Below are 22,815 nucleotides of genomic sequence, written 5' to 3'. Positions count from 1 at the left end.
CTTCCATCTTGATTCAATCAGGCGTCATATCCGGCGCAAACAAACTATGCTTAAACGATCTTTAATTATCCTGCTGATTACGCTATTCATTTTTGGTGGCTTATTCGGATTGAAATTCCATCAAATAAGTCAATCGGCTGAGGCATTTAAGCCGCCGCCACCGCCGATTGTGGCGGTTACTGAAGTTATACAGGAGGATTGGCCGTCGACCATAACGGCCGTCGGGTCATTTGTCGCAGTGGCTGGTATTGATGTCAGCAGCGAGGTGACCGGAATTGTCAAAGCCATTCATTTCGAATCCGGGCAAACAGTAAAAAAAGGGCAACTGCTTCTTGAACTCGACGCGTCTACAGATCGGGCTGAACTCGATGGGTTGCAGGCTGAATTGAGGTTTGCTGAAGTGAGGTTCGATAGAAGCGCTCAATTAATCGATAAAAAATTTGTTGCAAAGTCTATCTATGATCAGAACAAAGCGTTGCTGGAAGAGGCGATTGCAGCCGTACAGACCAAGAAAACGCTGATCGACAAAAAAATGATTCGAGCGCCATTTGACGGTGAAATTGGGATTCGTCAGGTGAATTTAGGCCAGTATCTTGCGCCCGGTTCTGCCATTGTATCGCTGCAAAAACTGGATCCTATTTACATTGATTTTACGGTCCCTGAGCGAGATTTGAGCGGCATAAAAATAAATCAACAGATTACAGCGAGTATTCAGGCCTATCCTGAGCAGGTTTTTACAGGAAAAATCAGTGCCGTCAGTCCTGCCCTGGATCAGGATTCCCGCTCAGTTAAAATTCGCGCGGTACTGGGTAATAAAATGCGATATTTGCGCCCGGGAATGTTCGCTCAGGTCAATATATTATCGCAACAGCCGCTGAAAGTGCTGACGATACCGGATACGGCCATCACCTACAATCCCTATGGCAGTACCGCCTTTGTTGTCGTGTCCGGGGAGCAAGGATTTACAGTTCAGAATAGACAGGTCGAAACCGGAATAACCAAAGCCGGCCGAGTTCAGATTGTTAAAGGCTTAAATCAGGGAGAAAAAGTCGTCAGTGCCGGACAAGTTAAATTGCGTAATGACATGCCTGTGACGCTTGATAACAAACCCGCTCCTGGAGAAAGAGAGGGGCAGCCGTGAAATTTACTGATTTGTTTATTGAACGGCCGGTACTGTCCAGCGTAATCAGCTTGCTGATCCTGGTTATCGGCTTAAGGTCGTTGACGGCGTTAGAATTGCGTCAATACCCCGAGACTGAAAATACCGTAGTGACGGTGACCACCTCTTATCCAGGCGCGAGCAGCGATCTGGTTCAGGGCTTTATCACCACGCCTTTGCAACAGGCGATAGCAGAGGCCGATGGCATTGATTATCTATCATCGAGCAGCCGCCAGGGGATTTCGACCATTGAGGCGCATATGCGGCTCAATTATGATCCGAATGCTGCCGTATCCGAAATACAGGCCAAAGTCGCCAGTCAGCGCAATGTTTTGCCTTCAGAATCTGAAGATCCGGTCATTACCTCGCAAACCGGTGATACCACTGCTTTGATGTATATCGCCTTGTACAGCGATACGATGTCTGCCTCTCAGATCAGCGATTATATGCTCCGGGTTGTGCAGCCTAAAATTCAGGCGGTACCGGGCGTTGGAAAAGCCAAGCTGTTAGGTAACAAAACCTTTGCCATGCGGATCTGGCTTAAGCCTGAACGCATGGCGGCATTAGGCATAACGGCAGAGGATGTCTCCGATGTGCTCGAGGACAATAATTACCTTTCAGGAGCCGGACAAACCAAAGGTAATTTCGTCAAAATCGATTTGAGTGCGACGACCGATGTGATCGATGAAGCCGGATTCAATAATCTGGTGGTAGGCAACCGCAACGGAACTTTGGTCAGATTAAGAGATATTGCCGATACTGAAATGGGCAGCGAAGATTATGAATCGGTCAACTGGTATAAAGGGAAAATAGCCATTTTTATGGGCGTTGAGCAAGCGCCAGGTGCCAATCCCTTGACGGTTGCCAATGCGGTCAGGGCTCAGTTGACGGAAATTGAAAAGGATTTGCCGGAATCGCTGAATGTCTTGCTGCCTTATGATGCCAGCCAGTTCATCCAGGATTCGATTGATGAAGTATTTCGGACATTGTTCGAGGCAGTCATCATCGTTTTGTTGATCATCTATTTGACGCTGGGATCTGTCCGGGCGGCTTTGGTGCCATCGATAACCGTGCCGTTGTCGTTGGTTGGCGGCGCAATTCTGATGCTCTCATTGGGCTATTCGATTAACTTGCTGACCATGCTGGCCATGGTGCTGGCAATTGGCTTGGTGGTCGATGATGCCATTATTGTGGTGGAAAATATTCACCGGCATATTGAAATGGGGGAGTCCCGGATTGATGCGGCAATATACGGAACTCGAGAGTTGGTGTTGCCTGTTGTAGCAACCACGGTGGCTATCATCGCCGTTTATCTGCCTATCGGATTCATGGGAGGGCTGGTCGGTACATTATTCACAGAGTTTGCCTTTTCATTGGTCGGAGCCGTTATTATTTCCAGTATCGTGGCACTTACCTTAGCGCCGATGCTCAGTTCCAAAGTACTGAAAGAGAAAGGCCAGGCAGGCCGCTTTGAAATTTTTGTGGAACACGCGTTTACCCGCTTGTCCGAGGGATACCAGCGCACTTTGCGGCCCTTGTTAGACTATCCGTCATCGATTGCAGCATTTGCTGTGTTGGTCATGATCAGTATTTATTTCATGTTTAATTTTTCGCAAAAGGAATTGGCACCGACAGAAGATCAGAGCATTCTGTTTTTTATGGCGACAGGTCCGCAAACAGCCACTTTGGACTACAACGAAACCTATACCCGGGAGCTGATCAACGTTTTTGAAACATTTCCTGAATACAAAGAGAGTTTTTTGTTGCTGGGTTTTGGTGGCGATAACAATGTGGTATTCGGCGGCTTTAAAATGCCTTCAGCTTTTGATCGTGAACGCTCTCAAATGGCGATTCAGCCGGACCTGCAGACCAAAGTAAACAACATAGCCGGATTTCAAACAGCTATCATTCCAAGGCCCAGTTTGCCCGGTTCCGGCGGTGGTTTGCCTTTGCAATTCGTCATGATCACTGATTCCGATTATCAAACACTGGATAAGGTTGCGGATCAGATTGTTAGCAACGCGATGCAGAGTGGACGTTTTTCTTTTTTGATGAAGGACGTCGAATTTAACCGGCCCAAAGCAACCTTGGTAATAGATAGAGACAGAGCGGCGGATTTGGGTCTTACGATGCAGGAAATCGGTAAAAATCTGGCGACCCTGTTAGGCGGGCAGTATGTCAACCGGTTCAGTCTGCAAGGCCGAAGCTACAAAGTAATTCCTCAGGTTGATGATTTGGCCCGACTGGATACCAGTAAATTCGATAATTATTACCTGAGAACGGCGTCAGGAGGGCAGGTGCCTCTATCCTCTCTGGTGCGTATCGAGCATTCGGTTGAACCGAGTAAACGGACCCAGTTTCAGCAGCTGAATAGTTTGACATTAAACGGCATGATGGCGCCGGGTGTGTCGTTAGGCGATGCGATGGCCTATCTTGAACAGGAGGCTGAAACCGTTTTTCCTCGTGGTTTCAGTCATGATTACACAGGAAGTTCAAGGCAATACGCGCAACAAGGCAGCGCCTTGATTGTAACTTTCTTCATGTCTTTATTAGTTATTTATCTGATGCTGGCGGCTCAATTTGAAAGCTGGCGCGATCCGCTGATTATTTTGATCTCGGTGCCGTTATCGATAGCCAGTGCATTGGCTTTTATTATGCTGGGTTTTGCCACAATCAATATCTATACCCAGGTTGGATTGATTACCTTGGTCGGTTTGATAGCAAAAAACGGCATATTGATTGTTGAGTTTGCAAATCAGCTGCAGCTTACGGAAGGCATGTCCAAGCGCGATGCGATTGAAGAGTCTTCAAAAATCAGGCTGCGACCAGTATTGATGACGACGGTTTCAATGATAGTGGCGATGGTACCCCTGTTAATGGCATCAGGCCCCGGAGCAGCCAGCCGATTTGATATCGGTTTGGTTATCGCCAGTGGATTGGGGGTTGGCACCTTGTTTACTTTGTTTGTCGTGCCCGCATTTTATTTATTGATTGCGCGAGATCGTAGTCTGGAGGTTAAAAAAACGTTACCCATAGTCTAAATCTGATTTTGCCCGGCCATTTTGCCTATCAGGAAGGCACTGTGTGCCGGAAATTAATACTTTATAAAGGCTGGAGCTTTAAAATTATCCAGGCTGCAATTTGCAGCATTATAAGCAAAATTTATACGCTAGGCGGCAAACGGCAAGACCAAAGAGTTGATCTTTTTTTTCAAACATGTCAGGAAAGTTCTGCGTTTTATTTTGAAAAAATGAAAACAAGATCACAATATTTTTTATTTAAGCTAAATTTAAGACAGACTGTTAAGAATGAGTCTGTATTAAATTGATTAACAAACAGAAGTATCAACTATGACAAAGCATATTTTAGAAAACCATGGTCACGACGAGGATAGTGTGGTTGCGTCAAGGCGGCGGTTCTTGAAAAACATGGCTTATGGCACACTGCTGACGATAGGAACACCTGTCATTGCCAACGCATCGGTAAGACGTTTTCCGGTTTATAAAACGTTGGCTTTTCAAAACATGCACACCGGCGACAAGTTAAAATTGACTTATTTCGAGCAAGGCCGTTATATCAGCGAGGCATTGCGGGAGATCAATTATTTGCTTCGCGACTATCGTTCAGGCGATGTGCATCCTATTGATCCTGCTTTACTTGACCAATTGTATGATCTTCGGATGATGTTAGGGGTCAATAAACCTTTCAATATCTTGTCGGCTTACCGGTCTCCATCTACGAATGCCATCTTGAGAAAACATACTCACGGTGTTGCAAAGCACAGCTTGCACATGCAGGGAAAAGCTGTAGACATTCGGTTGCCGGGTGTGGATACAAGAAGAATTCGGAATGCCGCTTTGGCTATGCGCCAAGGCGGGGTAGGCTACTATGGCCATTCTGATTTCGTGCATATTGATACCGGAGATTTTAGAACCTGGTGATTTTTCAATAATTCATTCATCGCATCTTCTCACCCCAACTATTTTATTGGGTGTATGTGCTTGATTTCAAATCTCGCATGAATAAGTCCTTGTGGCTTCTGCAACATTCCTGTTGCAGAAGCCTTTTTAATCAATTACCTACACCCTTTATTCGTATTGGGAGAGCAGTTACGCTTCGTATTAAAGAAACGGTACATTTTTTTAATATCTACCGCTTTTTTATTAGTGTATTTTCCTTGCCCGTTTTATAGAAAGCGGATTGTGGTAAGTCTTTTCAGGCCTGACCGGCTTCATAGCGAAGGCTCTCTTAAATTCCCTCCAGCTAATTCATGCGTTTTTACGGTCTAGCCTAAATTTGGCGGATTCAAGAAATCAAAGTGAACCATATGAGTGCAAAAAACAACAAAATCGTGTGATTCAAAAGCTGTCATATTATTTTAATAAATAAAATGTACAGTTTTATCAGGGAGATATATTGAAAATTACGATTTTGGCACAATATTAGCTTATGTTGCTATATATCGACAAATACCAGTTGTTTTTTCCCAGCCTTGGATATGTTATTTGTTTCATGATTTTTATCCAGGCTGAGCACCCTGAAGACAACGGTTTGATGGTTTGAATAATGGGAGAAATGCTATGTTAAACCCTGTTAATTTATCCTCTGATGTTTTGGGCGCATTACTGGATTGGAGTGATATCAGTACCGGCCGGTTAGCATCGGCGGCATTGTTGATGTTTTTTTCGATACTGTTGTCCCTGGAAGCGCATTCGCCTTATAAAAAGTGGACTTTCAAGGAGTGGTGTCAATCCTGCCGGACAAATGCCTCATTATTTTTATTTAACAGTGTGGTGCTATCGATTTTCTCGGCCGGGCTATTGCTTTTTTCAGCGGATTTAGCCGATGGCAGTGGTTTGCTTTCGATTATTGATAGTCCTCTGCTTAAAGGGGTTTTTGCGTTCTTATGGTTCGATCTGCTGTTTTATCTCTGGCACCGAGCCTGCCACCATTTTGAAGGGCTGTGGCTGTTTCATAAGGTCCATCACAGTGATGCTCATCTCAATACTTCGACTGCATTTCGGGTGCATACCCTGGAGCTCTTACTGACCAATCTTTTGAAATGCGGATCAGTCTTGTTGTTAGGCGTCGATAAGACAACGGTTTTGTTGATCGAAGCTGTGACGACATTATTTGTAATGTTTCATCACGCCAATATTGCCTTTCCCTTTGAGCGGTCGATGGGTCGGCTATTTATTGTGCCGTTTTTACATCGACTTCATCATTCCAAGGAAAGAGCCGAGCATGATCGCAATTTTGGCGCGGTTTTTTCAGTTTGGGATAGGATGTTGGGGACTGCCGCAGAAGCTGTGCCATTAGAAATCGGCTTAAAAGATAATTCATCACCAGGGTTTTGGGCTCAGCTTAAATTTGGCTTCATCAATACGGCAAAAAATGCAAAAGGCCAGTTGCCTATAATGAGCAGTGAAAATATCCAGACCATGGTAGCCGAGGCGGCTTATTACAAAGCCTTGAAGCGGGGGTTTTCAACTGGAGATACATTTAAAGATTGGGTGGAGGCGGAACGTGAGATCAGAATGCAATTCATTAGTCTGCAGAGCGAATAGAATGATGCCTTTATTACAGCCGGGTTTGGCTTTATCGAGAGAAGCCGGCTGTTCTTTACTTTAAGAGGATGAAGCAATAAGATTGCGGATGTTTGCTCGTATTGCCCTGCATAAAGGATGAATAAGCGCTGATGAAAAAGAAAGTTATTTATAGTCACGGTAAAGACAGTATGCCCTGGGGCGAGAAAACCCGGGCTTTTGCAGACGTGGCCAAGCGCCATGGGTATGTGGTTGAAAGTCCTGATTATCGGGCACAGCCGGATCCGGATGAGCGGGTTAAGCATCTATTGGCGACTGATTGGCAGGAATATAACAGCGTGGTGCTGGTGGGATCCAGTATGGGCGGCTATATATCGACGGTGGCTTCGCCTGTTATCAAACCCAAGGGGTTGTTCTTGCTGGCACCTGCTTTTTATCTGCCCGGTTACCAAATAACCGGGTTTGCTCCTGTAGCTGAGGCGATCGCCGTTTTTCATGGGTGGCAGGACGACATTGTTCCGCCTGAGCATGTCTGGCGATTTTGCCAGGCCTATCGTCTTCGCTTGAATCTTTATGACGCCGATCATCGATTGATGAGCGTGCTGCCGGAATTGACTGCTGAATTTGACCGCTTTCTTGCCGGATTGAGTTGAGAGGGTTTGATTTTAAGTCTTTCAGTTCACGCTGATTATTGGGTATGGCAAAGTATTAACTTTAAAAAATGCCCCCGCTAGCCTGCCTTTAATGGCAATCCCTTGCCGGTTGACGGATTAGGTAAAGGACCTTGGAATTAATGGCGCAGGGGTTAGAGGGGTTGAGGCTGTTTGGGGGAGGTTGCCATTTCACGTTCCTCAAGTGCCTTTTTGATCGCATTGGCATTGCTCTCAATCTTGTTTTCTATTTCGTCGTCTTTAGTTAACTGCTCCTGCAGCACCTGATGACGGTTTCGTTTTTGCTCGAATGCCTCATAGCTGTCTTTGGGCACTTTACTTTCCATCTCTTTAGTCCATACCTTTTTTTGGAGCTCCTCTTTTTGGGCTTCTTTATCAAGATAGCGTTTATGTTTTTCCTCGAAGATGGCTTGTTTCGCATTCATCGACTTCCGGATTTCCGGAGCTTGCTTTGTTTGTTCTGTCAGTCCCTGAATTGAAAATAACAGTCCAGCCAATCCAGTGGACACTAACAATAATTTTTTTATCATGTATTCTCTCTTAACTCTATAATGAGCCCAGATAGGCGGCTATTGCCTGTATCTCGGCTTCAGAAAATTGTGCGGCTACGGCCGACATAGGTCCGCCTTTCCGGTCGCCTTTCTTGAAAGCGGTTAATTGTTTGATCAGGTAATCAGGCTGCTGGCCGGCTAAGCGAGGGATATGATGGTTGCCTTTTAAAGCTGCGCCATGGCAGCCCATACATTGGCTAACCAGCGCCGAACCTTGTTTTAACAGGGCCGGTTCACCACCTGCGCTTTGGGGTTGCTGGCTGTTGAAAAAGGCTGCGAGCTGTTCCATCTCGGATTGACTCAGACTAGCGGCCTGAGCGTTCATGATTGAATTTTTCCTGCGACCTTCTTTAAAGGCTTTAAGCTGTGCAATCAGGTAGGCCGTTTGTTGTCCTGCCAGATTAGGAAAATCGGCAGAGCCGCTAGTGCCCTGAGCGCCGTGGCAACCTGAGCAATTGGTGGCCAGTTTTTCTCCGGCTGAAGTTTCCGCCGCGGAGCAGGGCATGGCAAGCAAACCAATGATTGACGTGTATAAAAGCCATAAAGATTTTTGGTTTAGCATGACAGTCTCCCGTTTTTAAATAAGAGGGAAGGTGGACATTGTGTTTACAGGCTTCTTTTTAGCAATAGCGATAATTTGAGAGCCGGACTTCACTATAAACCCAGATTAACCTTTATGTCAGTAAATTATTATTCATCAATTCAGTGTCATGACCATCCTTGTTAATAACCCTCCAATTCCTGCTATTGGCGTTAGCGGTATCGTATTTAACGCCCAGCATAACGTGTTGCTGATCAAGCGCAATCAGCCACCGGCTTTGGGGCTTTGGTCCATTCCAGGAGGCAAACTGGAGGCCGGAGAAACGTTGGTCGAAGCGTGCCGTCGCGAAGTTAAGGAAGAAACCGGCATGGATATTCGGGTAGTGTCGATAGTCGCCGTGGTGGAAAGGAAGATTGATCGGTTTCACTATATCATCGTTGATTTTTTGGCTGAACTTGAGTCGGTTTGTTCTGCTACGCCTGTTGCCCAGACCGACGTTTCAGAAGCCCGCTGGGTCAGTATGCAGCAATTGGATGATTTTGAGTTGGTGCCAGGACTTAAGGAAATCATGGTCAGAACCTATGATGCTTTTTGCCGAGGAGAATATCCGGGGTTTTGTGATGCTTCAAGCGTAGGTTCGGACTTCATCCTGCCGGCGTAAGGCGGTTTTTTAATTCAGATCATCAAAAAGAAAAGATATCTGCTAACCCCTTCTCATTTTTTTGGGGTAATTACAACAAAAGAAATTATTTCGCGTAGGTTGGGTTGCATGCTTTTCGCAACCCAACAATTAACGCCATGGCCTTGAAATGTTGGGTTGGCTATCGCCAACCGCAACCTACAGGATGCATCACTTTTGTTTTGGAGTTGCGCTGAGTAGTTACAAAGAAAATAGCTCAAATCAAGGTGCGGCTTTACTGTCTGACTTTACAAATTTAGGTCCTGTACATTAGGATGCATCCCATAATTACAATAAAAAATGTGTGTATACTTTTCGCACTTCAAAATACGCTGCCTCTATTCACTCGCTTGTTGACGGTCTAAATGGCTTCAGAAATTGGCCAATGCCGGAATAATAGTTTTAAAGCCTGGGTTTAGGGGGAACTGAAGAATGATATTTGAAGTGCGTGACAATATTTAAGTCCCTCGCTAAAAGTCATGCCATTGCCGATTTGATAGTGATTTGTCAGATCAACGCAAAACATCGAATCCATAAGTTCATCATAATTTTTTAATCATTCAAGGGGAAGGCCATGAATCAGCTGAGTGAAGAAGAGCGCAAACGAATTCTCGAAAGCGCACCGATAGGCACCTGGGTGCTGTTATTGACAGTGGGGGCTACGATGGTTGTTGCCTGGCTGTTTTTGTATTATGGCGTTTTTTTACCGCGCGGCGGCATTCAATAGGGGGCGGTGATGCATATTGATCCTTTAGAGAGGAAATGGGCTTATACGGCACTGGGTATGGCGGGTCTTTTTGTCAGCATCATTATGGTTGATGCATTGATCCACGGAATCAATGCGCCCAGTCATGTTGAAACGATTGATTCGGCGCGCCTGCATTTAAGCGAGGAGTTTGCCGAAGATAATCTGGGCGTCAAGGTTGACGCCCAAGGCGATATCACAGTAAGAATGGTCGCAGGCCGTTATTCATTTTATCCCAAGCACATTTCGGTGCCTTCGGAAACCAAAGTGACATTTAGATGGGTCAGTACCGATGTCCTGCATGGCGTCCATATTCCTATGACGAATATGAGTACGATGATTGTGCCAGGCTATGTGGCTCAGGTTACAACCTCTTTTCCAAAACCGGGGGAGTACCCTGTTTTGTGCAATGAATATTGCGGGCTGGGTCATGATCACATGTGGAGCAATATTTCTGTCGTTGCCAAGGAAAACTGGACGGCTTCGACCAACGCGCCTGTTACCGGAGATGCGAAATGAATAATGCGGTAGAAAATAAATTTATCCTGAGCCACCTGTGGGTTGCTTTTATTGCTTTCATACTGGCGTGTTTTATGGGGGTTTATCAGGTCCTCGAGCGCAGCGGATTTATTGAAGCACTGACTTCTCCTTCCGTGTACTTTGCCTCGGTGAGTACTCACGGCGTGTTGATGGCATTTGTTCTGACCACCTTTTTTATTATGGGGTTTGGGTATTATGTTGCATCAACCAGTCTGAAAATGCCGATCTGGAATAAACCTTTGGCTTGGACTGGTTTCTCAATTGCCTTGGGCGGCACAGTGCTGGCCGCGATTCCGTTATTGATAGGCAAAGCCTCGGTTCTTTACACGTTCTATCCTCCGTTACTGGCCCATGTCTCTTTCTATATCGGAGCGACATTGCTGGTCGTGGGTTCGTGGTTTTGGTGCGCCATCATGGTGGTGATGTTCTACCAGTGGAAAAATGCGAATCCCAATCAGCCGGTGCCGTTGGCAATGTTTGCCACGACTGCCAATGCTTTATTGTGGTTGTGGACCAGCGCCGGAGTGGCATTGGAAGTCTTGTTTCAGTTGATACCATTGGCTTTGGGCTGGATGGATACCATTGATCCGGGTCTGGCCAGAACGCTCTTCGCCTGGACCTTGCACCCAATTGTTTACTTCTGGTTGATTCCCAGTTACACCGCCTTTTATGTGTTCGTGCCCAAACAAGCCGGCGGGTTTTTGTTCAGTGATGAAATGGCGCGCGTTGCTTTTATTATTCTGGTGGTATTCGGATTACCCATCGGCTTTCACCATTTATACATGGATCCTGAGCAAGCCAGCGGATGGAAGTTGCTGCATGCCTTCGGTACCTTTGTGGTCAGTTTTCCGACGCTGATTACCGGATTTACCGTTATTGCATCACTGGAAATTGCAGGTCGCTTGCGAGGTGGAAAAGGCTTGTTCGGCTGGATAGGTACTTTGCCCTGGACAAACCCCATGACGCTTTCTGTGATATTGGCGTTGCTGATGCTGATATTCGGCGGATTTGGCGGTTTGGTTAATGCCAGCTATGCGATGAACGCGATGGTACATAATACGGCATGGGTTCCCGGACATTTTCATCTGATTTTTGGTGGAACCACCATCATCATGTATTTCGCTATCGCTTATTATTTCTGGCCGATTTTGACCCGCAAACCGTTGTTTTCGGATTCGCTGGCGCTGATACAGCTATGGACCTGGTTTATCGGTATGGCGATTATGACAACACCCTGGCATGTACTGGGCTTGTTGGGTCAGCCTCGTCGAATTTCGAGTGTGGCCTATAACAGTCTGCTGACTTTATCCTGGGATCCTTACGAATTTGTCATGATTTTCGGCGGTTTTGTGTTGTTGGGTTCAGCCTGCCTGTTTATCTACAATGTGGCCAAAACTCAATTGAGTTCTGCGTCTGCCGAGTTTGTGCAGCAAGTCGAATATGCTGAACCGATTCATGCGGTCGAATCGTTACCCGAATATCTCAATGACTTTAAACTTTGGAACAAGGTGATTGCCGTCCTGATGTTTATCAGTTTCGGTGTGCCGATTTTACAATTTTTCTTTATGGATACCTTTGGTTCTAGCGGTTGGGGTTATTGATCATGAAATATATTATTCTGTTTATTTCTTTACTCGCCCCTGTGCTCGCTAGTGCAGGTCCTTCGACCGAGGTTGCCTGGACGCCGGAAACGCTTAATCGGGTCAAAGAGGCTGATCTGGTCAAAGGAAAAAAGCTGGCCGAATCTTGTGCCGGATGCCATGGCGAAAACGGGGTTAGCGCAATGTCCGAGTATCCGTCACTGGCAGGGCAAGTTGCCAATTACACTTACAAGCAATTAATGGATTATGCCAAAGGTCACCGAGTCAATACCTTGATGACATCCATTGCTGGCGGCCTGAGCGAGCAAGACGCCGCCGATTTAGCCGGCTGGTTCAGTTCTCTACCGCGACCTGCGGCAAAGAAAGCTGATAATGAATTGGCCAAAGCGCTCAAATTGGTTGAGGCGGGCGACGGCAAGCGGATTATTCCACCCTGTTTTACCTGCCACGGTGGTAATGGCCAAGGCGAAAAGATGGATATTCCCGCGCTGGCCGGTCAACAAGCAGACTATACGGCGAATACCTTGCTGGCTTATAAAAAAGGCGAGCGCCATAATGATATCTACAGCCGGATGCGGTTGATAGTCCAGCAGCTCAGTGAATCTGAAATCAGAGAGCTGGCGCAGTATTATCAACAAATGGAGTAATTATTCAGCGTAGGTTGATGCTTTTGACAACCCAACGAATAACGTTCTGGCCTTGAAAAGTTGGGTTGGCTATCGCCAAACGCAACCTAAACGCTGAATCATCTTGGTTTTGTTGCTCCCCAACGCAGGGTAAGTAAAATTTTACCCTGCCATTCACTTTTCGGCTGACAGGTTGATGCCTGTCTGCCGCTATCCAAATGCGAGGAACGCTGATCATGACCGGTAAACGTATTTTGATCGTGGGAGGAGTTGCTGGCGGCGCCAGTTGTGCTACCCGTATTCGGCGCTTGTGCGAAGAATACGAGATCATCATGTTTGAAAAAGGTTCTTATGTTTCATTTGCCAATTGTGGCTTGCCTTACTTTATCGGCGATGTGATCGTTGAAGAAGAAAAACTGTTGGTGGCAACGCCTGAGCTGTTTAAGAACCGGTTTAATATTCAGGTTTGTTCGGATACCGAAGTTTTAACTGTTGACAGAGATTCAAAAGCCTTGACCGTGCGCGACCTTAAAACGGGCGTCGATCGAATCGAGCCCTATGATGCGTTGGTATTGTCAACAGGTTCCAGCGCCGTGTGGCCTTCAATAGAAGGGATCGATTTATCCGGCATTCATGCGTTAAGAACCATACCGGACAGCCGCAAAATAAGAGCTGAACTGCCGGATATGAAACATGCCGTAGTTATGGGCGCCGGTTATCTGGGACTGGAGCTTGCCGAGAATTTGGTCAAACGCGGCGTCAAAGTGACTGTCCTGCAATCATCAGGTCAAATCATGCCTACGCTGGATCTAGAAATGGCCCGGTTCATGACCACCTATTTAATTAAGCACGGCATTGATCTGCGTTTAAATGCGCAGGTGATCAAGTTTCAGAAGGATACCGAGGATCGTCTGGTTGTGGCATTGACAGAGGGTGCGTCAATAACCACCGATGCTGTGATGATTTCCATTGGCGTCAAGCCGCAGACGGCGCTTGCCGTGCAGGCGGAATTGAGTCTGGGTGATCAGGGCGGGATTCGAGTCAATGAGTTCATGGAGACATCCGACCCCTTCATCTGGGCAGTAGGCGATGTGATAGAAGTCAAGAATGTGCTGACCGGCCAATGGCAGCTGTTTCCTTTGGCAGGGCCTGCCAACCGCCAAGGGCGTATTGCAGCTGCGAATATTGTGGCCAAGCTGTCGGGGAAAACACCGCCAATGACTTACCGGGGTGTTCAGGGGACTTCGGTGTGCGGACTGTTTGGCGTTACTGTTGCCACAACAGGTGTTAACGAGAAAATGCTGAAAGCCGCCGGCATGACCCATTTTGAAAAAGTGTATCTGCATCCCGGCAACCATGTCGGCTATTATCCCGGTGCCAAGCCTATTCACATCAAACTGTTGTACGACACACGCAACGGCATGATTCTGGGTGCGCAAGCGCTGGGTGAATCCGGTGTTGCCAGACGGATTGATGTCATATCGTCATTCATTCAGATGGGCGGTACCGTGTATGATCTGGAAGAGGCCGAACTGTGTTATGCGCCGCAATTCGGAGCAACCAAAGACCCGGTCAATCTGGCGGGCATGATTGCTGCCAATCAGTTGCGCGGCAATCATCCTTTGGCAAAATGGGAAGAATTGTTCGATAGCAACACGCACGTCAGTGATGATCAGGATGAAGCCGGTCAATGGCTTTCCTTGATTTTGCAAGACCCTTATGAACAAGCTCAAGTTGTTGATGTGCGTACCGAGGCCGAATTTGCTCAGAAGCATATTCCAGGTGCTGTGAATATTCCACTGGATGCATTAAGGCAGCGGCTTGATGAATTATCCCGGGAAAGAGAGGTTTGGGTGGTCTGCGGCGTCGGGCAGCGAGCCTATAACGCTACGCGCATTTTGCAGCAACACGGTTTTGACGTAAAAAATTTGTCAGGCGGCATGCAGACCTATGCGACATTTGAAGAGGTTGATCCGTCTAAACATTTTTTGTAACTCATTTACCTGCTCACCCCCACCTCCCATTTTATTGGGTGTAGGTGCTTGATTTTAAAGAATATATGAAACCATTCCTGTAGATCTCTGCAACATTCCTGCTACAGAAACCTTTTCAATAAAGCCGCTACACCTCCTATTTTTAGATGGATTGGCGCGGCCGCAACGTCCTTTCGGGCGGCCGTGGAACTTAAATTAACGTATAGTGCCGGTCCTTCCTGGTCTAGCCGGTTTATCGTTTGGCGTTACCGGATGAAAGAATTTACGACGCACCCCTTTTTCAAGTTCCAGCAGTCCGAACACGATTAAACCTATCGCTAAGATTTCAAAACCATGCACAAAATCTACCGGGCGAGTATCGAAAAATTGTTCCATAAAGGGCGCATAAGTGAAAATGAGCTGCAGCGTTATGACAGTGCCAACCGCATAAATGACGGCATGAGAATTAAACATGCGTTGAAAGTTTAGAGCGGAAGCCCGCAGATAACGAACACTGAGCAAATAAAACACTTCCATCATAACCAGGGTATTGACCGCATAAGTTCGTGCCTCCTCCAAACTCGATCCCTGCTGTTGGCTCCACTCGAAAATACCGAATATACCCAGAGCAAATAAACTCGATACCAAACAAATTCGCCACACTAGAAACCCGGAAAGAATCGGTTCATTTGCCGGGCGAGGCGGGCGTTGCATGATGTCGGGCGCCGGGGGATCAAAGGCCAATGCCATTGCCAAGGCTACCGAACTGACCATGTTGACCCAAAGAATTTGCAGCGGCGTAATGGGAAGGGTGAAACCAAACAAGATGGCAATAATAATGCTGATGGATTCGCCGCCGTTGACTGGTAACAAAAACACAACCGCTTTTTTCAGGTTTTCGTAGACTGTTCGGCCCTCTTTAACGGCATGAACAATGGTCGCAAAATTGTCGTCCGTAATCACCATTTCAGAGGCTTCCTTGGCTGCTTCTGTACCTTTATGACCCATCGCGATACCTACATCCGCGCGGCGTAGCGCCGGTGCGTCATTGACGCCATCGCCAGTCATCGCGACAATGGCGCCGCCGCTTTGCAACAAGGTTACCAGACGCAGTTTGTGTTCCGGACTGACTCGGGCGAAGACATCAATCTCCTGAACGCGATTCAGTAACGCCTCATCATCCATGGTGTCCAGCATTTTGCCGGTAATGGCTTCTTTGCTGTTGTTCAGATTTAACTGAGCGGCAATGCTGCAGGCGGTGACTTCATGGTCGCCGGTAATCATTTTCACACGAATGCCGGCATTATGACATTCATTGACAGCAGCAATCGCTTCGCTGCGGGGCGGATCTATCAATCCGAACAGTCCCAAAAAGATCAACCCATCGTCTAGGTCATTAAAACTAAGTTCAGTTTGATGAGGTTTTGCTGATTTATACGCCACTCCCAGTACGCGCTGACCTTGTTTGGCCAGGCTTTCAATAGCTTCATGCCAGGCATCCAGATTGATAGGCTGGTCGCCAGTCGCGGTTCGCTCTAGTGGACACATAGCCAGCAGACGTTCAGGGGCGCCTTTGACATGAATCATGGCCTCGCCTTTATGATTGTGATTCAATGTAGCCATAAACTTGTGTTCCGATTCGAAGGGAATCAGATCCCTGCGAGGCCATTCTTTCAGTACTTCATCAGAATACAGGCCGGCTTTCAATGCGGCAACCAGCAACGCTGCTTCCATAGGGTCACCGTGAATTTTGCAGGTGCCGTCAGCAAGTTCAAATGTCGAATCGTTGCAATATAATGCCGTTTGCAAGGTTGCCAGCAGGGTTGAGTCGGTCTCCGGAGCAATGGATTGTCCCGCGTATTGAAAATCGCCTGCCGGTTCATAGCCTGTGCCTGTGATATCAATAGTCCGACCTTGTGTGACTATGGAACTGACAGTCATTTCGTTGCGGGTTAACGTACCGGTTTTGTCGGAACAGATGATGCTAACGGCGCCTAGCGTTTCAACTGCCGGCAGACGCCGGATAATTGCATTACGCCGTGCCAGACTTTGCACGCCTATGGCCAGTGTCACTGTCAGAATAGCGGGCAGCCCTTCGGGTATGGCCGCGACCGCAAGTCCAACGACCGTCATGAACATATCGACAGTATCGCCGCCGCGCACGATTATGCCGAAGGCGAATACCAGTCCGGATAGAACAATGACGGCCGCTGTTACCCATCGCGCAAAGACAGCCATTTGCAACAGCAAAGGTGTGGTTAAAGTCTGGACCTGGGAAACCATTTGGCTGATGTGACCGATTTCGGTTTGAACACCCGTGCCGACAACGACACCTTTTGCCTGGCCAAACGTCACAAGCGTGCCCGAGTAGGCCAGATTAAACCGGTCGCCAAGTACGGCATCTTTAACAACTTCTTGATGCCGTTTTTCGATAGGGACTGATTCGCCGGTTAGAACAGCCTCTTGTATCTGTAAGTTTTTAACTGTGATTAAGCGTAGATCGGCCGGTACCTTATCGCCCGATTGCAACATCACAATATCGCCAGGCACCAAGTTGGCTGCCGGAATGGTTGTTTTTTTGTCATTTCGCAAGACCAGCGCATGAGAGGAAAGCATTTTCTTGATGGCTTGCAAGGCGTCTTCGGCTTTTCCCTCTTGTACATAACCGATAATCGAGTTCACGAGTACGACACCAAGGATAACAAAAGTGTCAGCCCAGTGGTCCAGCATTGCGGTTATGGCGGCGGTAGCTAACAACACATAAATCAGCAGGTTATGGAACTGGCTGATAAAACGAATTAATGCGCTGCGCGGTTTTTGTTCGGGTAAACGATTTGGCCCGTATCGGGTTAAACGCTTTTGAGCTTCCTCGTCACTGATTCCTTGATCCGGGTTGGTTTTTAACTCGGCCAACACAACTTCAGCTGGCATTGCATGCCAGGCCAAAGGTTCAGGCAAAGATTCTTTTTTTAGCTCAGATTCCTGCTTGTGTCTGTTTTTGATGAATAGCCAGGCCAGTCCGCTTAAGAAAAAAAGACCTATGATCAATAAACCGGCAATTAATGCTATTAAGTTGTCTGAAATCAATGCGTCAGCCGAATGCAAAATCATTTTCCAGTTCAATTGATCGTTCATGATAATTTCCTTAGTATTCTTGGTATTATTTCAATGCAAAATGATGCTTGGAGACTTAAGTGCGGCTCATTGGCTTTGAGTGCCATGGTACTCTGATTTTTGAACAATAACTGAGCATAGTGCTATCTGCTCTCGATGATAGGGTGCTTGGATCTTGATAGCAGAGGGAAGCGGACCATGCCGTTGGCTGTTTCAATTGCCCGAGAATAATCCATAAGGCTTACAATTGCCTTACTCTTGAGTAAATCGGATATTTGTCTGTTAAAAACTTATAATTTTATCGAGTTTGCCGATATGCATTAGGTAGCTGTTTATCAAGGACTCACAAGATGAAAATCAATATTCAACCGTTCGGTCAGACGGTCAGTCAATTGGCCAAAGATCCTGCCAACAAATCCGAAGAGCCTTTTGGAAAAAAGGTGTCGGAACTCGCTCATGCAAAAAATTCAGAACAGGTTAAAGCTCCGGATGTTTCACCTAAAGATGCACTCAATCAAGGTATTCTCGAGGCTTCTTATGAGGTGAGTCTGGAAACGGGTAATCAACCGTTAACCCTGGCCTATAAGGCGGCCTTAGAAGGCATTAATGCGGAATTGAAAGCTGAATTCGGCGATGATGCGCTGCAGAAAGCTTATGATGAGGGTATCGATGTTTCTCCCGAGGCAACCGCCGACCGTATCGTTAAATTCGGAACTGCCTTTTTTGAACAATACCGAGCAAATCACAGTGAGTTATCGGATGAAGACGCTATGGGGCAATTTGTCCAATTAATTGGCGGAGGTATTGACAAGGGCTTTAGCGAAGCAAAAGATATTTTGCAGGGATTGCAAGTGCTGGAAGGCGATACTGTCGGCACTATTGACAAGACTTATGAACTGGTACAGGCCGGCCTGAAAGCCTTTGCTGAAAACTATAAGAAAACACCTGTTTCCAGGGTAGAATCTTCGTCAGGCTCCGAGGTTGTTGAAACAGATGTCAACCTATGAGCCCAAAAAAACTGATAGTCTAGGGCACTTAAGAAAGACACTAAAAACAATCGGTCTTTTCTCTTGGCGTGGCGGTGTTCATTTGGGGCTATGAGTTGAATAATTTCGTGCTTTTAGAGTTTTTCGTGGATCAGCGAGCAGATGATTTTTTCGAATTACATGGATAAATTTTGTTTTCGGTAGCTTCATGTTAGAAATTGCCGCCGTCGCCATGGCGACACTGTTTACGACCATCGGTCCGTTAGATGTGGCTGCGGTCTTTGCCGTATTGACTGCCGATGCCTCACCTGACGAAACGTCTACCTATGCATGGCGTGGAACATTGATTGCCTCAGCTATCTTGTTTCTATTTGCTTTAACAGGTGATTTTTTATTAATGGGGCTTGGAATATCGATTGCTGCGTTAACAACATCAGGTGGTATTTTGCTGTTGATGATTGCAATTGATATGGTATTTGCACGCTCATCCGGAGCAACTTCTACTACCGAAGAAGAAGTTCATGAAGCCCGATTGAAAAGTGATATCTCGGTATTTCCACTAGCAACTCCACTGATTGCCGGTCCAGGCGCGATGGGAGCTGTGGTTTTACTAATGGCTCAGGCTAAAGATAACTGGGCGCATCAAATGATTATTTTGGGCTCATTATTTCTGATGATGTTGTTGACTTTGTTGGCATTGCTGATGGCGAGCCGAATTCAACGATTTTTAGGTGTTACGGGTATTCAGGTCGTCACCCGCATATCCGGTATCTTGCTGTCAGCCTTGGCCGTTCAGTTTATTTTTGATGGAATTGCGCAAAGCGGCTTACTCACTCCCATTGCGGCAAATGGAGGTTAGCAATCAGGCTGCCAAATCAATTTGTTGCACAGTACCGGCAGTCCCGTTTTCATTAAGGAACAGCCCCGTACTTTTGATTTGTCCATAAAGCTGGTTTTGATTGTTTTTGAGTGAAAAGCCCGTACTGGTCTGGCCCAGATAAATCGCGCCGATTTCCTTTTCAGTCAGTGTGCTTAAAGTGTCATGACCTTGTTCATCTTTTGTCCAGAGTCGAAGATTTTTAAAAACGCCATCATTTTCATCAATCCATAAATTCTTGTCATCATCGTAGGTGGTTAACTCTTCGAAGCCATCGCCGCTGACTGCGCCAAACAGTTCCTGGCCGTTATTCACGCTGCCGTCCCCGTTCTTATCGATCACCAGAAAGCCGCTGCCGGAACGGACAAACGCTATTTGATCTTCGATTCCGTCAGAATCAATATCGAAACTGAATTTTGTATCGGTGAGTTGAACGGCTAGTCCATTGAAATTAAGCACTAAAGGGTCTTTCATGACGGCATCACCCAAACGAACGCTGACCTCATTCTGTTCAAAATATTCCCGGCTCATGGCCAAGTGAACTGACAAGTGAAGGGTTTTTCCGTCTGCGGTGTTTACGATTCCTTTAGCTGAAAATGTGGTCTGCTCTGCTTCGTAAACCGTTTCAACTCGATGATATTCGAGCCCGAAACCTGCCGTGGGGTTAGGTGGTGCCTGAGTGGTCCCTGTATTCGCATCAGGCGAAGTAATTTGCTGCTGTTCATCAACTGACTCCAAAGGATTTATGCCGGTGAGATGGATTTTTTGCCCTGTCAAAGCTTCCAGCATGCGTTTCATGAGTTGAAGACGCGGATCATTTTCCAGCGCTTTTTCCGGGTCAATTTCACCGCTGGGTTGGGCTTTGGTTTTTGGCTCTTCGGAGAAACTTGGGATCGAAAGGCTCACTCTATCGGCTAATAGCGGATTATTTTGAGTTCGTCGCGAGTCAGAAGAGGCTTCATCCGGTTGTTGACGGCCAATCCATGCGTTCAACGATTCACGGGTTGTTCGTGTTTCAGTTGCTGAACGTTGGCCGGAAAGCTGGATAGTTGAGCTCTCAATTTTCATCTGCGCCGCCTGTAAAAAATCGGTTTGGCCATGTTATCGGCTGGATACAGAATAATGTGAGCTTTATATACCGGTTTTGTTAGATGAGTAGGCAGTAGGCAGCAGGGTGAATTTTTAAGGCGACTAAGCGCGGAGTGGGTCTATGAAATAAATGCGTTGAACGGATCAACGCATTTATTCTTTCGTGTTGAGATTATTCTTTCAAAGGCTCTTTGTCGTCGCCAAATGAGAAGAAAGGAAAGCGAAAGCTTTTTGATTCAGCAGGGATGACTTGCGGGGCAATGGCTTCTTGTTCAACCTTAACCGGAATATCCAATTTAGGAGGGGCTGTGATCATATCGGCTTTGGGTGGTTCAGGAGTGGGGACGGGGAGCGTCGGAGTTTGCTTAACCGACGTTATTTTTTCCAGCGCACTCATCAACTGACGGTCACGATCATAAATGTCTCTAAGGAAATTGATGGAGCCGTCTTCATTGGCCCATGCTGTCCAATAAGAAATATGGACAGGTATGGGATTGAGTAGTGTCACTGTTTTTTTATCAGTACTTTTTAACGCGCTCTGAATGACTTCGGGTGCCAGGCGAGTGTTATTTTCAAGTACGGCATTCAGCAGCGTGTGGGGTTGTGAAACTCGAATACAACCTGAACTGAAAGACCGCTCGCTTCTCTTGAAAAGATTGGGTTCCGAGGTGTCATGCAGATAAACATTGTGCTTGTTGGGCAGCATAAATTTTATCTTTCCCAATGCGTTATTCGGTCCGGGTTTTTGCACAATGCGGAAAGGAAAGTTGTTGGGATTGATGCCCGACCAGTTGACCGAGTAAGGATTGATTTCTACTGCATTGGATCCTTGGCCGCTATAAAGTACCATGTTGTGCCGTTTCAGATAGGAAGGGTCCCTTCTCAAGATAGGCAATTTGTCTTTGCCGGCAATGCTTTTTGGCACAGTCCAGGTTGGATTGATGACAAGATAGGTCATGTTTTCGGTAAAAATAGGCGTTTCCCGGGTGATTTTTCCTACAATCACCGGCATTTCCAAAACCGTTTTGTCATTTTCTTTCATGGTCAGTTTATAGCCGGGGATATTGACCATAATATGACGCTTGCCAAGGTCTGAAGGAAGCCAGCGCCAACGCTCAAGGTTAGCGATAATTTGTCCAATGCGTTCCTCGACACTGATATTCAGAGCCTGTTGAGTTCCTGTCCCTATCACTCCGTCACCATCAAGGCCGTGGCGTTTTTGGAAGCGGACTACAGCCTGTTTGAGTTTTTCATCGTAGATTTTGCTTTTAGTGTTATCTTCCGGAGAGGCATCATTGGTCGCTATCAGTCTTTCACGCAGTTGAATGATGCGTTTGTCGCTGGCGCCCTTGATGAGTTTTGAACCTTCCGGCACTCGAGCCCACCCTCCCGTGCGTTGAATGCTCCGGTATTCAGAAAGCGTTTTGAGTAGTGACTGATAGCTAGCGTGCCGTGGAATCAATTGTGTCAACGATTCTTCAACGCTGTTGTTTTCCAATGAGCTTTTTAGTAGCCCCAGTAAATCGGTTGAACGTTTTCCTGCCCGCCATTCGGGTCTTAGTGTTTCGGGGTTGACCTGGCCGAAAAGGATGTGAGAGCTGTAGGTTAGGAATGCATCGGTTAGCAGTAAATCAAGATCAACCCATGCGGATGAGCTGCCGTTGCCGCTGTTGAGTTCGGTTAATAATTCTGTAATCGCCGAAGTATGGTAAACCTCGGGGTTCATGCCGTGCTCTTCAGTATGCGCCAAAGCCTGTCTTAGCGCTTGAATGGAGGGTGTCAGTTTTTCGCTGTTACTCCAGGCGGGCTGATAAAGACGTTCAGAATAAAACTTGATCATTTCCTCTTGGGCATGCAGGGTTTTTTGCTTGACGACCATAGGCGTTCCGGCCATGGCTGATTCGAAGCGTTCCCTGATTTGATCTTCAAAGCTGCTCTCATTGGCATGAGCAGAAAATATGAATAAAAACACGCAGCTCAGGATTGCGAATCGGTGTATTACGTAGTTATATTTTCTATGCATTTTGTGGCAACTTTTTCTTAAATTCAGTAAGGCAATAAATCCCTCTAAAGATACTCTAAGCTGGTGTTTAAAGCCAGTCCAACCTGTTTTTAAA

General features: G+C 46.7%; 18 protein-coding genes. 13 read left to right on the top strand and 5 right to left on the bottom strand.

Translation table 11 applies throughout. The features are described 5' to 3' along the window. Nucleotides 1–46: 46 nt before the first annotated feature. The 5 genes from GO003_RS00960 to GO003_RS00940 all read left to right on the top strand — a co-directional run bounded on the left by GO003_RS00960 (nucleotide 47) and on the right by GO003_RS00940 (nucleotide 7,358). Nucleotides 47–1,141: an efflux RND transporter periplasmic adaptor subunit gene (locus GO003_RS00960; RefSeq protein ID WP_159655994.1), complete on the top strand. Its 1,095-nt coding sequence runs from the start codon at nucleotides 47–49 to the stop codon at nucleotides 1,139–1,141. Then, complete coding sequence (locus GO003_RS00955; protein WP_159655996.1) at nucleotides 1,138–4,200, top strand: efflux RND transporter permease subunit; 3,063 nt, start codon at nucleotides 1,138–1,140, stop codon at nucleotides 4,198–4,200. The genes GO003_RS00960 and GO003_RS00955 overlap by 4 nt, the downstream gene beginning before the upstream one ends. 309 nt (nucleotides 4,201–4,509) lie before the next feature. Next, nucleotides 4,510–5,100 (top strand): YcbK family protein, encoded by a 591-nt coding sequence (locus GO003_RS00950; RefSeq protein ID WP_159655998.1) that lies wholly within the window; start codon nucleotides 4,510–4,512, stop codon nucleotides 5,098–5,100. A gap of 639 nt (nucleotides 5,101–5,739) precedes the next feature. After that, the gene (locus GO003_RS00945) at nucleotides 5,740–6,726 is read left to right on the top strand and encodes a sterol desaturase family protein (RefSeq protein ID WP_159656000.1); all 987 of its coding nucleotides are present in this window, start codon (nucleotides 5,740–5,742) and stop codon (nucleotides 6,724–6,726) included. Between the two features lie 131 nt (nucleotides 6,727–6,857). Then, nucleotides 6,858–7,358: an alpha/beta hydrolase gene (locus GO003_RS00940; protein WP_159656002.1), complete on the top strand. Its 501-nt coding sequence runs from the start codon at nucleotides 6,858–6,860 to the stop codon at nucleotides 7,356–7,358. Nucleotides 7,359–7,510: 152 nt separating this feature from the next. Here the strand turns inward: GO003_RS00940 and GO003_RS00935 are convergent, their stop codons facing one another. After that, a complete protein-coding gene (locus GO003_RS00935; protein ID WP_159656004.1) occupies nucleotides 7,511–7,906 on the bottom strand; it encodes a hypothetical protein in 396 nt (131 codons plus the stop codon). A gap of 16 nt (nucleotides 7,907–7,922) precedes the next feature. After that, nucleotides 7,923–8,489 (bottom strand): c-type cytochrome, encoded by a 567-nt coding sequence (locus tag GO003_RS00930; RefSeq protein ID WP_231088760.1) that lies wholly within the window; start codon nucleotides 8,487–8,489, stop codon nucleotides 7,923–7,925. Between the two features lie 148 nt (nucleotides 8,490–8,637). Here GO003_RS00930 and GO003_RS00925 point away from each other — a divergent pair, with 148 nt between their 5' ends. The 6 genes from GO003_RS00925 (at nucleotide 8,638) to GO003_RS00900 (ending at nucleotide 14,653) form a co-directional block, all read left to right on the top strand. After that, complete coding sequence (locus GO003_RS00925; RefSeq protein WP_159656006.1) at nucleotides 8,638–9,129, top strand: NUDIX hydrolase; 492 nt, start codon at nucleotides 8,638–8,640, stop codon at nucleotides 9,127–9,129. A 592-nt stretch (nucleotides 9,130–9,721) separates the two neighbouring features. Continuing rightward, complete coding sequence (locus GO003_RS00920; RefSeq protein WP_164505717.1) at nucleotides 9,722–9,874, top strand: hypothetical protein; 153 nt, start codon at nucleotides 9,722–9,724, stop codon at nucleotides 9,872–9,874. A 9-nt stretch (nucleotides 9,875–9,883) separates the two neighbouring features. Further along, nucleotides 9,884–10,411: a cupredoxin domain-containing protein gene (locus GO003_RS00915; RefSeq protein ID WP_159656008.1), complete on the top strand. Its 528-nt coding sequence runs from the start codon at nucleotides 9,884–9,886 to the stop codon at nucleotides 10,409–10,411. Then, a complete protein-coding gene (locus GO003_RS00910) occupies nucleotides 10,408–12,033 on the top strand; it encodes a b(o/a)3-type cytochrome-c oxidase subunit 1 (RefSeq protein WP_159656010.1) in 1,626 nt (541 codons plus the stop codon). The genes GO003_RS00915 and GO003_RS00910 overlap by 4 nt, the downstream gene beginning before the upstream one ends. Before the next feature lie 2 nt (nucleotides 12,034–12,035). Beyond that, nucleotides 12,036–12,680, top strand: a complete 645-nt coding sequence (locus GO003_RS00905; RefSeq protein WP_159656012.1) for a c-type cytochrome — start codon at nucleotides 12,036–12,038, stop codon at nucleotides 12,678–12,680. A 215-nt stretch (nucleotides 12,681–12,895) separates the two neighbouring features. Next, the gene (locus tag GO003_RS00900; protein ID WP_159656014.1) at nucleotides 12,896–14,653 is read left to right on the top strand and encodes an FAD-dependent oxidoreductase; all 1,758 of its coding nucleotides are present in this window, start codon (nucleotides 12,896–12,898) and stop codon (nucleotides 14,651–14,653) included. 195 nt (nucleotides 14,654–14,848) lie between these two features. On the opposite strand, the gene GO003_RS00895 is transcribed toward GO003_RS00900, so the two are convergent. Then, nucleotides 14,849–17,767, bottom strand: a complete 2,919-nt coding sequence (locus GO003_RS00895) for a cation-transporting P-type ATPase (RefSeq protein WP_231088759.1) — start codon at nucleotides 17,765–17,767, stop codon at nucleotides 14,849–14,851. Between the two features lie 329 nt (nucleotides 17,768–18,096). Here GO003_RS00895 and GO003_RS00890 point away from each other — a divergent pair, with 329 nt between their 5' ends. Continuing rightward, the gene (locus tag GO003_RS00890; RefSeq protein WP_159656016.1) at nucleotides 18,097–18,753 is read left to right on the top strand and encodes a DUF5610 domain-containing protein; all 657 of its coding nucleotides are present in this window, start codon (nucleotides 18,097–18,099) and stop codon (nucleotides 18,751–18,753) included. Nucleotides 18,754–18,940: 187 nt separating this feature from the next. Next, nucleotides 18,941–19,591: a MarC family protein gene (locus tag GO003_RS00885; RefSeq protein WP_159656018.1), complete on the top strand. Its 651-nt coding sequence runs from the start codon at nucleotides 18,941–18,943 to the stop codon at nucleotides 19,589–19,591. A 3-nt stretch (nucleotides 19,592–19,594) separates the two neighbouring features. Here GO003_RS00885 and GO003_RS00880 read toward each other — a convergent pair whose 3' ends face one another. Further along, nucleotides 19,595–20,677 (bottom strand): VCBS repeat-containing protein, encoded by a 1,083-nt coding sequence (locus GO003_RS00880; RefSeq protein ID WP_159656020.1) that lies wholly within the window; start codon nucleotides 20,675–20,677, stop codon nucleotides 19,595–19,597. A 193-nt stretch (nucleotides 20,678–20,870) separates the two neighbouring features. After that, nucleotides 20,871–22,721 carry a L,D-transpeptidase family protein gene (locus GO003_RS00875; RefSeq protein ID WP_231088758.1) on the bottom strand — a complete coding sequence of 617 codons (1,851 nt, stop codon included), beginning with the start codon at nucleotides 22,719–22,721 and terminating at the stop codon, nucleotides 20,871–20,873. Nucleotides 22,722–22,815: the final 94 nt, after the last annotated feature.

This window comes from Methylicorpusculum oleiharenae (genome assembly GCF_009828925.2).
Taxonomy (GTDB): Bacteria; Pseudomonadota; Gammaproteobacteria; order Methylococcales; family Methylomonadaceae; genus Methylicorpusculum; species Methylicorpusculum oleiharenae.
This window is presented reverse-complemented; position numbering and strand designations above follow the sequence as displayed.

Coding starts and splice junctions, on each gene's coding strand:
- GO003_RS00900 (WP_159656014.1), top strand. CDS start 12,896: ATGACCGGTAAACGTATTTTGATCGTGGGAGGAGTTGCTGGCGGCGCC.
- GO003_RS00920 (WP_164505717.1), top strand. CDS start 9,722: ATGAATCAGCTGAGTGAAGAAGAGCGCAAACGAATTCTCGAAAGCGCA.
- GO003_RS00890 (WP_159656016.1), top strand. CDS start 18,097: ATGAAAATCAATATTCAACCGTTCGGTCAGACGGTCAGTCAATTGGCC.
- GO003_RS00885 (WP_159656018.1), top strand. CDS start 18,941: ATGTTAGAAATTGCCGCCGTCGCCATGGCGACACTGTTTACGACCATC.
- GO003_RS00875 (WP_231088758.1), bottom strand. CDS start 22,721: ATGCATAGAAAATATAACTACGTAATACACCGATTCGCAATCCTGAGC.
- GO003_RS00915 (WP_159656008.1), top strand. CDS start 9,884: ATGCATATTGATCCTTTAGAGAGGAAATGGGCTTATACGGCACTGGGT.
- GO003_RS00950 (WP_159655998.1), top strand. CDS start 4,510: ATGACAAAGCATATTTTAGAAAACCATGGTCACGACGAGGATAGTGTG.
- GO003_RS00895 (WP_231088759.1), bottom strand. CDS start 17,767: ATGAACGATCAATTGAACTGGAAAATGATTTTGCATTCGGCTGACGCA.
- GO003_RS00940 (WP_159656002.1), top strand. CDS start 6,858: ATGAAAAAGAAAGTTATTTATAGTCACGGTAAAGACAGTATGCCCTGG.
- GO003_RS00935 (WP_159656004.1), bottom strand. CDS start 7,906: ATGATAAAAAAATTATTGTTAGTGTCCACTGGATTGGCTGGACTGTTA.
- GO003_RS00945 (WP_159656000.1), top strand. CDS start 5,740: ATGTTAAACCCTGTTAATTTATCCTCTGATGTTTTGGGCGCATTACTG.
- GO003_RS00925 (WP_159656006.1), top strand. CDS start 8,638: ATGACCATCCTTGTTAATAACCCTCCAATTCCTGCTATTGGCGTTAGC.
- GO003_RS00910 (WP_159656010.1), top strand. CDS start 10,408: ATGAATAATGCGGTAGAAAATAAATTTATCCTGAGCCACCTGTGGGTT.
- GO003_RS00905 (WP_159656012.1), top strand. CDS start 12,036: ATGAAATATATTATTCTGTTTATTTCTTTACTCGCCCCTGTGCTCGCT.
- GO003_RS00930 (WP_231088760.1), bottom strand. CDS start 8,489: ATGCTAAACCAAAAATCTTTATGGCTTTTATACACGTCAATCATTGGT.
- GO003_RS00960 (WP_159655994.1), top strand. CDS start 47: ATGCTTAAACGATCTTTAATTATCCTGCTGATTACGCTATTCATTTTT.
- GO003_RS00880 (WP_159656020.1), bottom strand. CDS start 20,677: ATGAAAATTGAGAGCTCAACTATCCAGCTTTCCGGCCAACGTTCAGCA.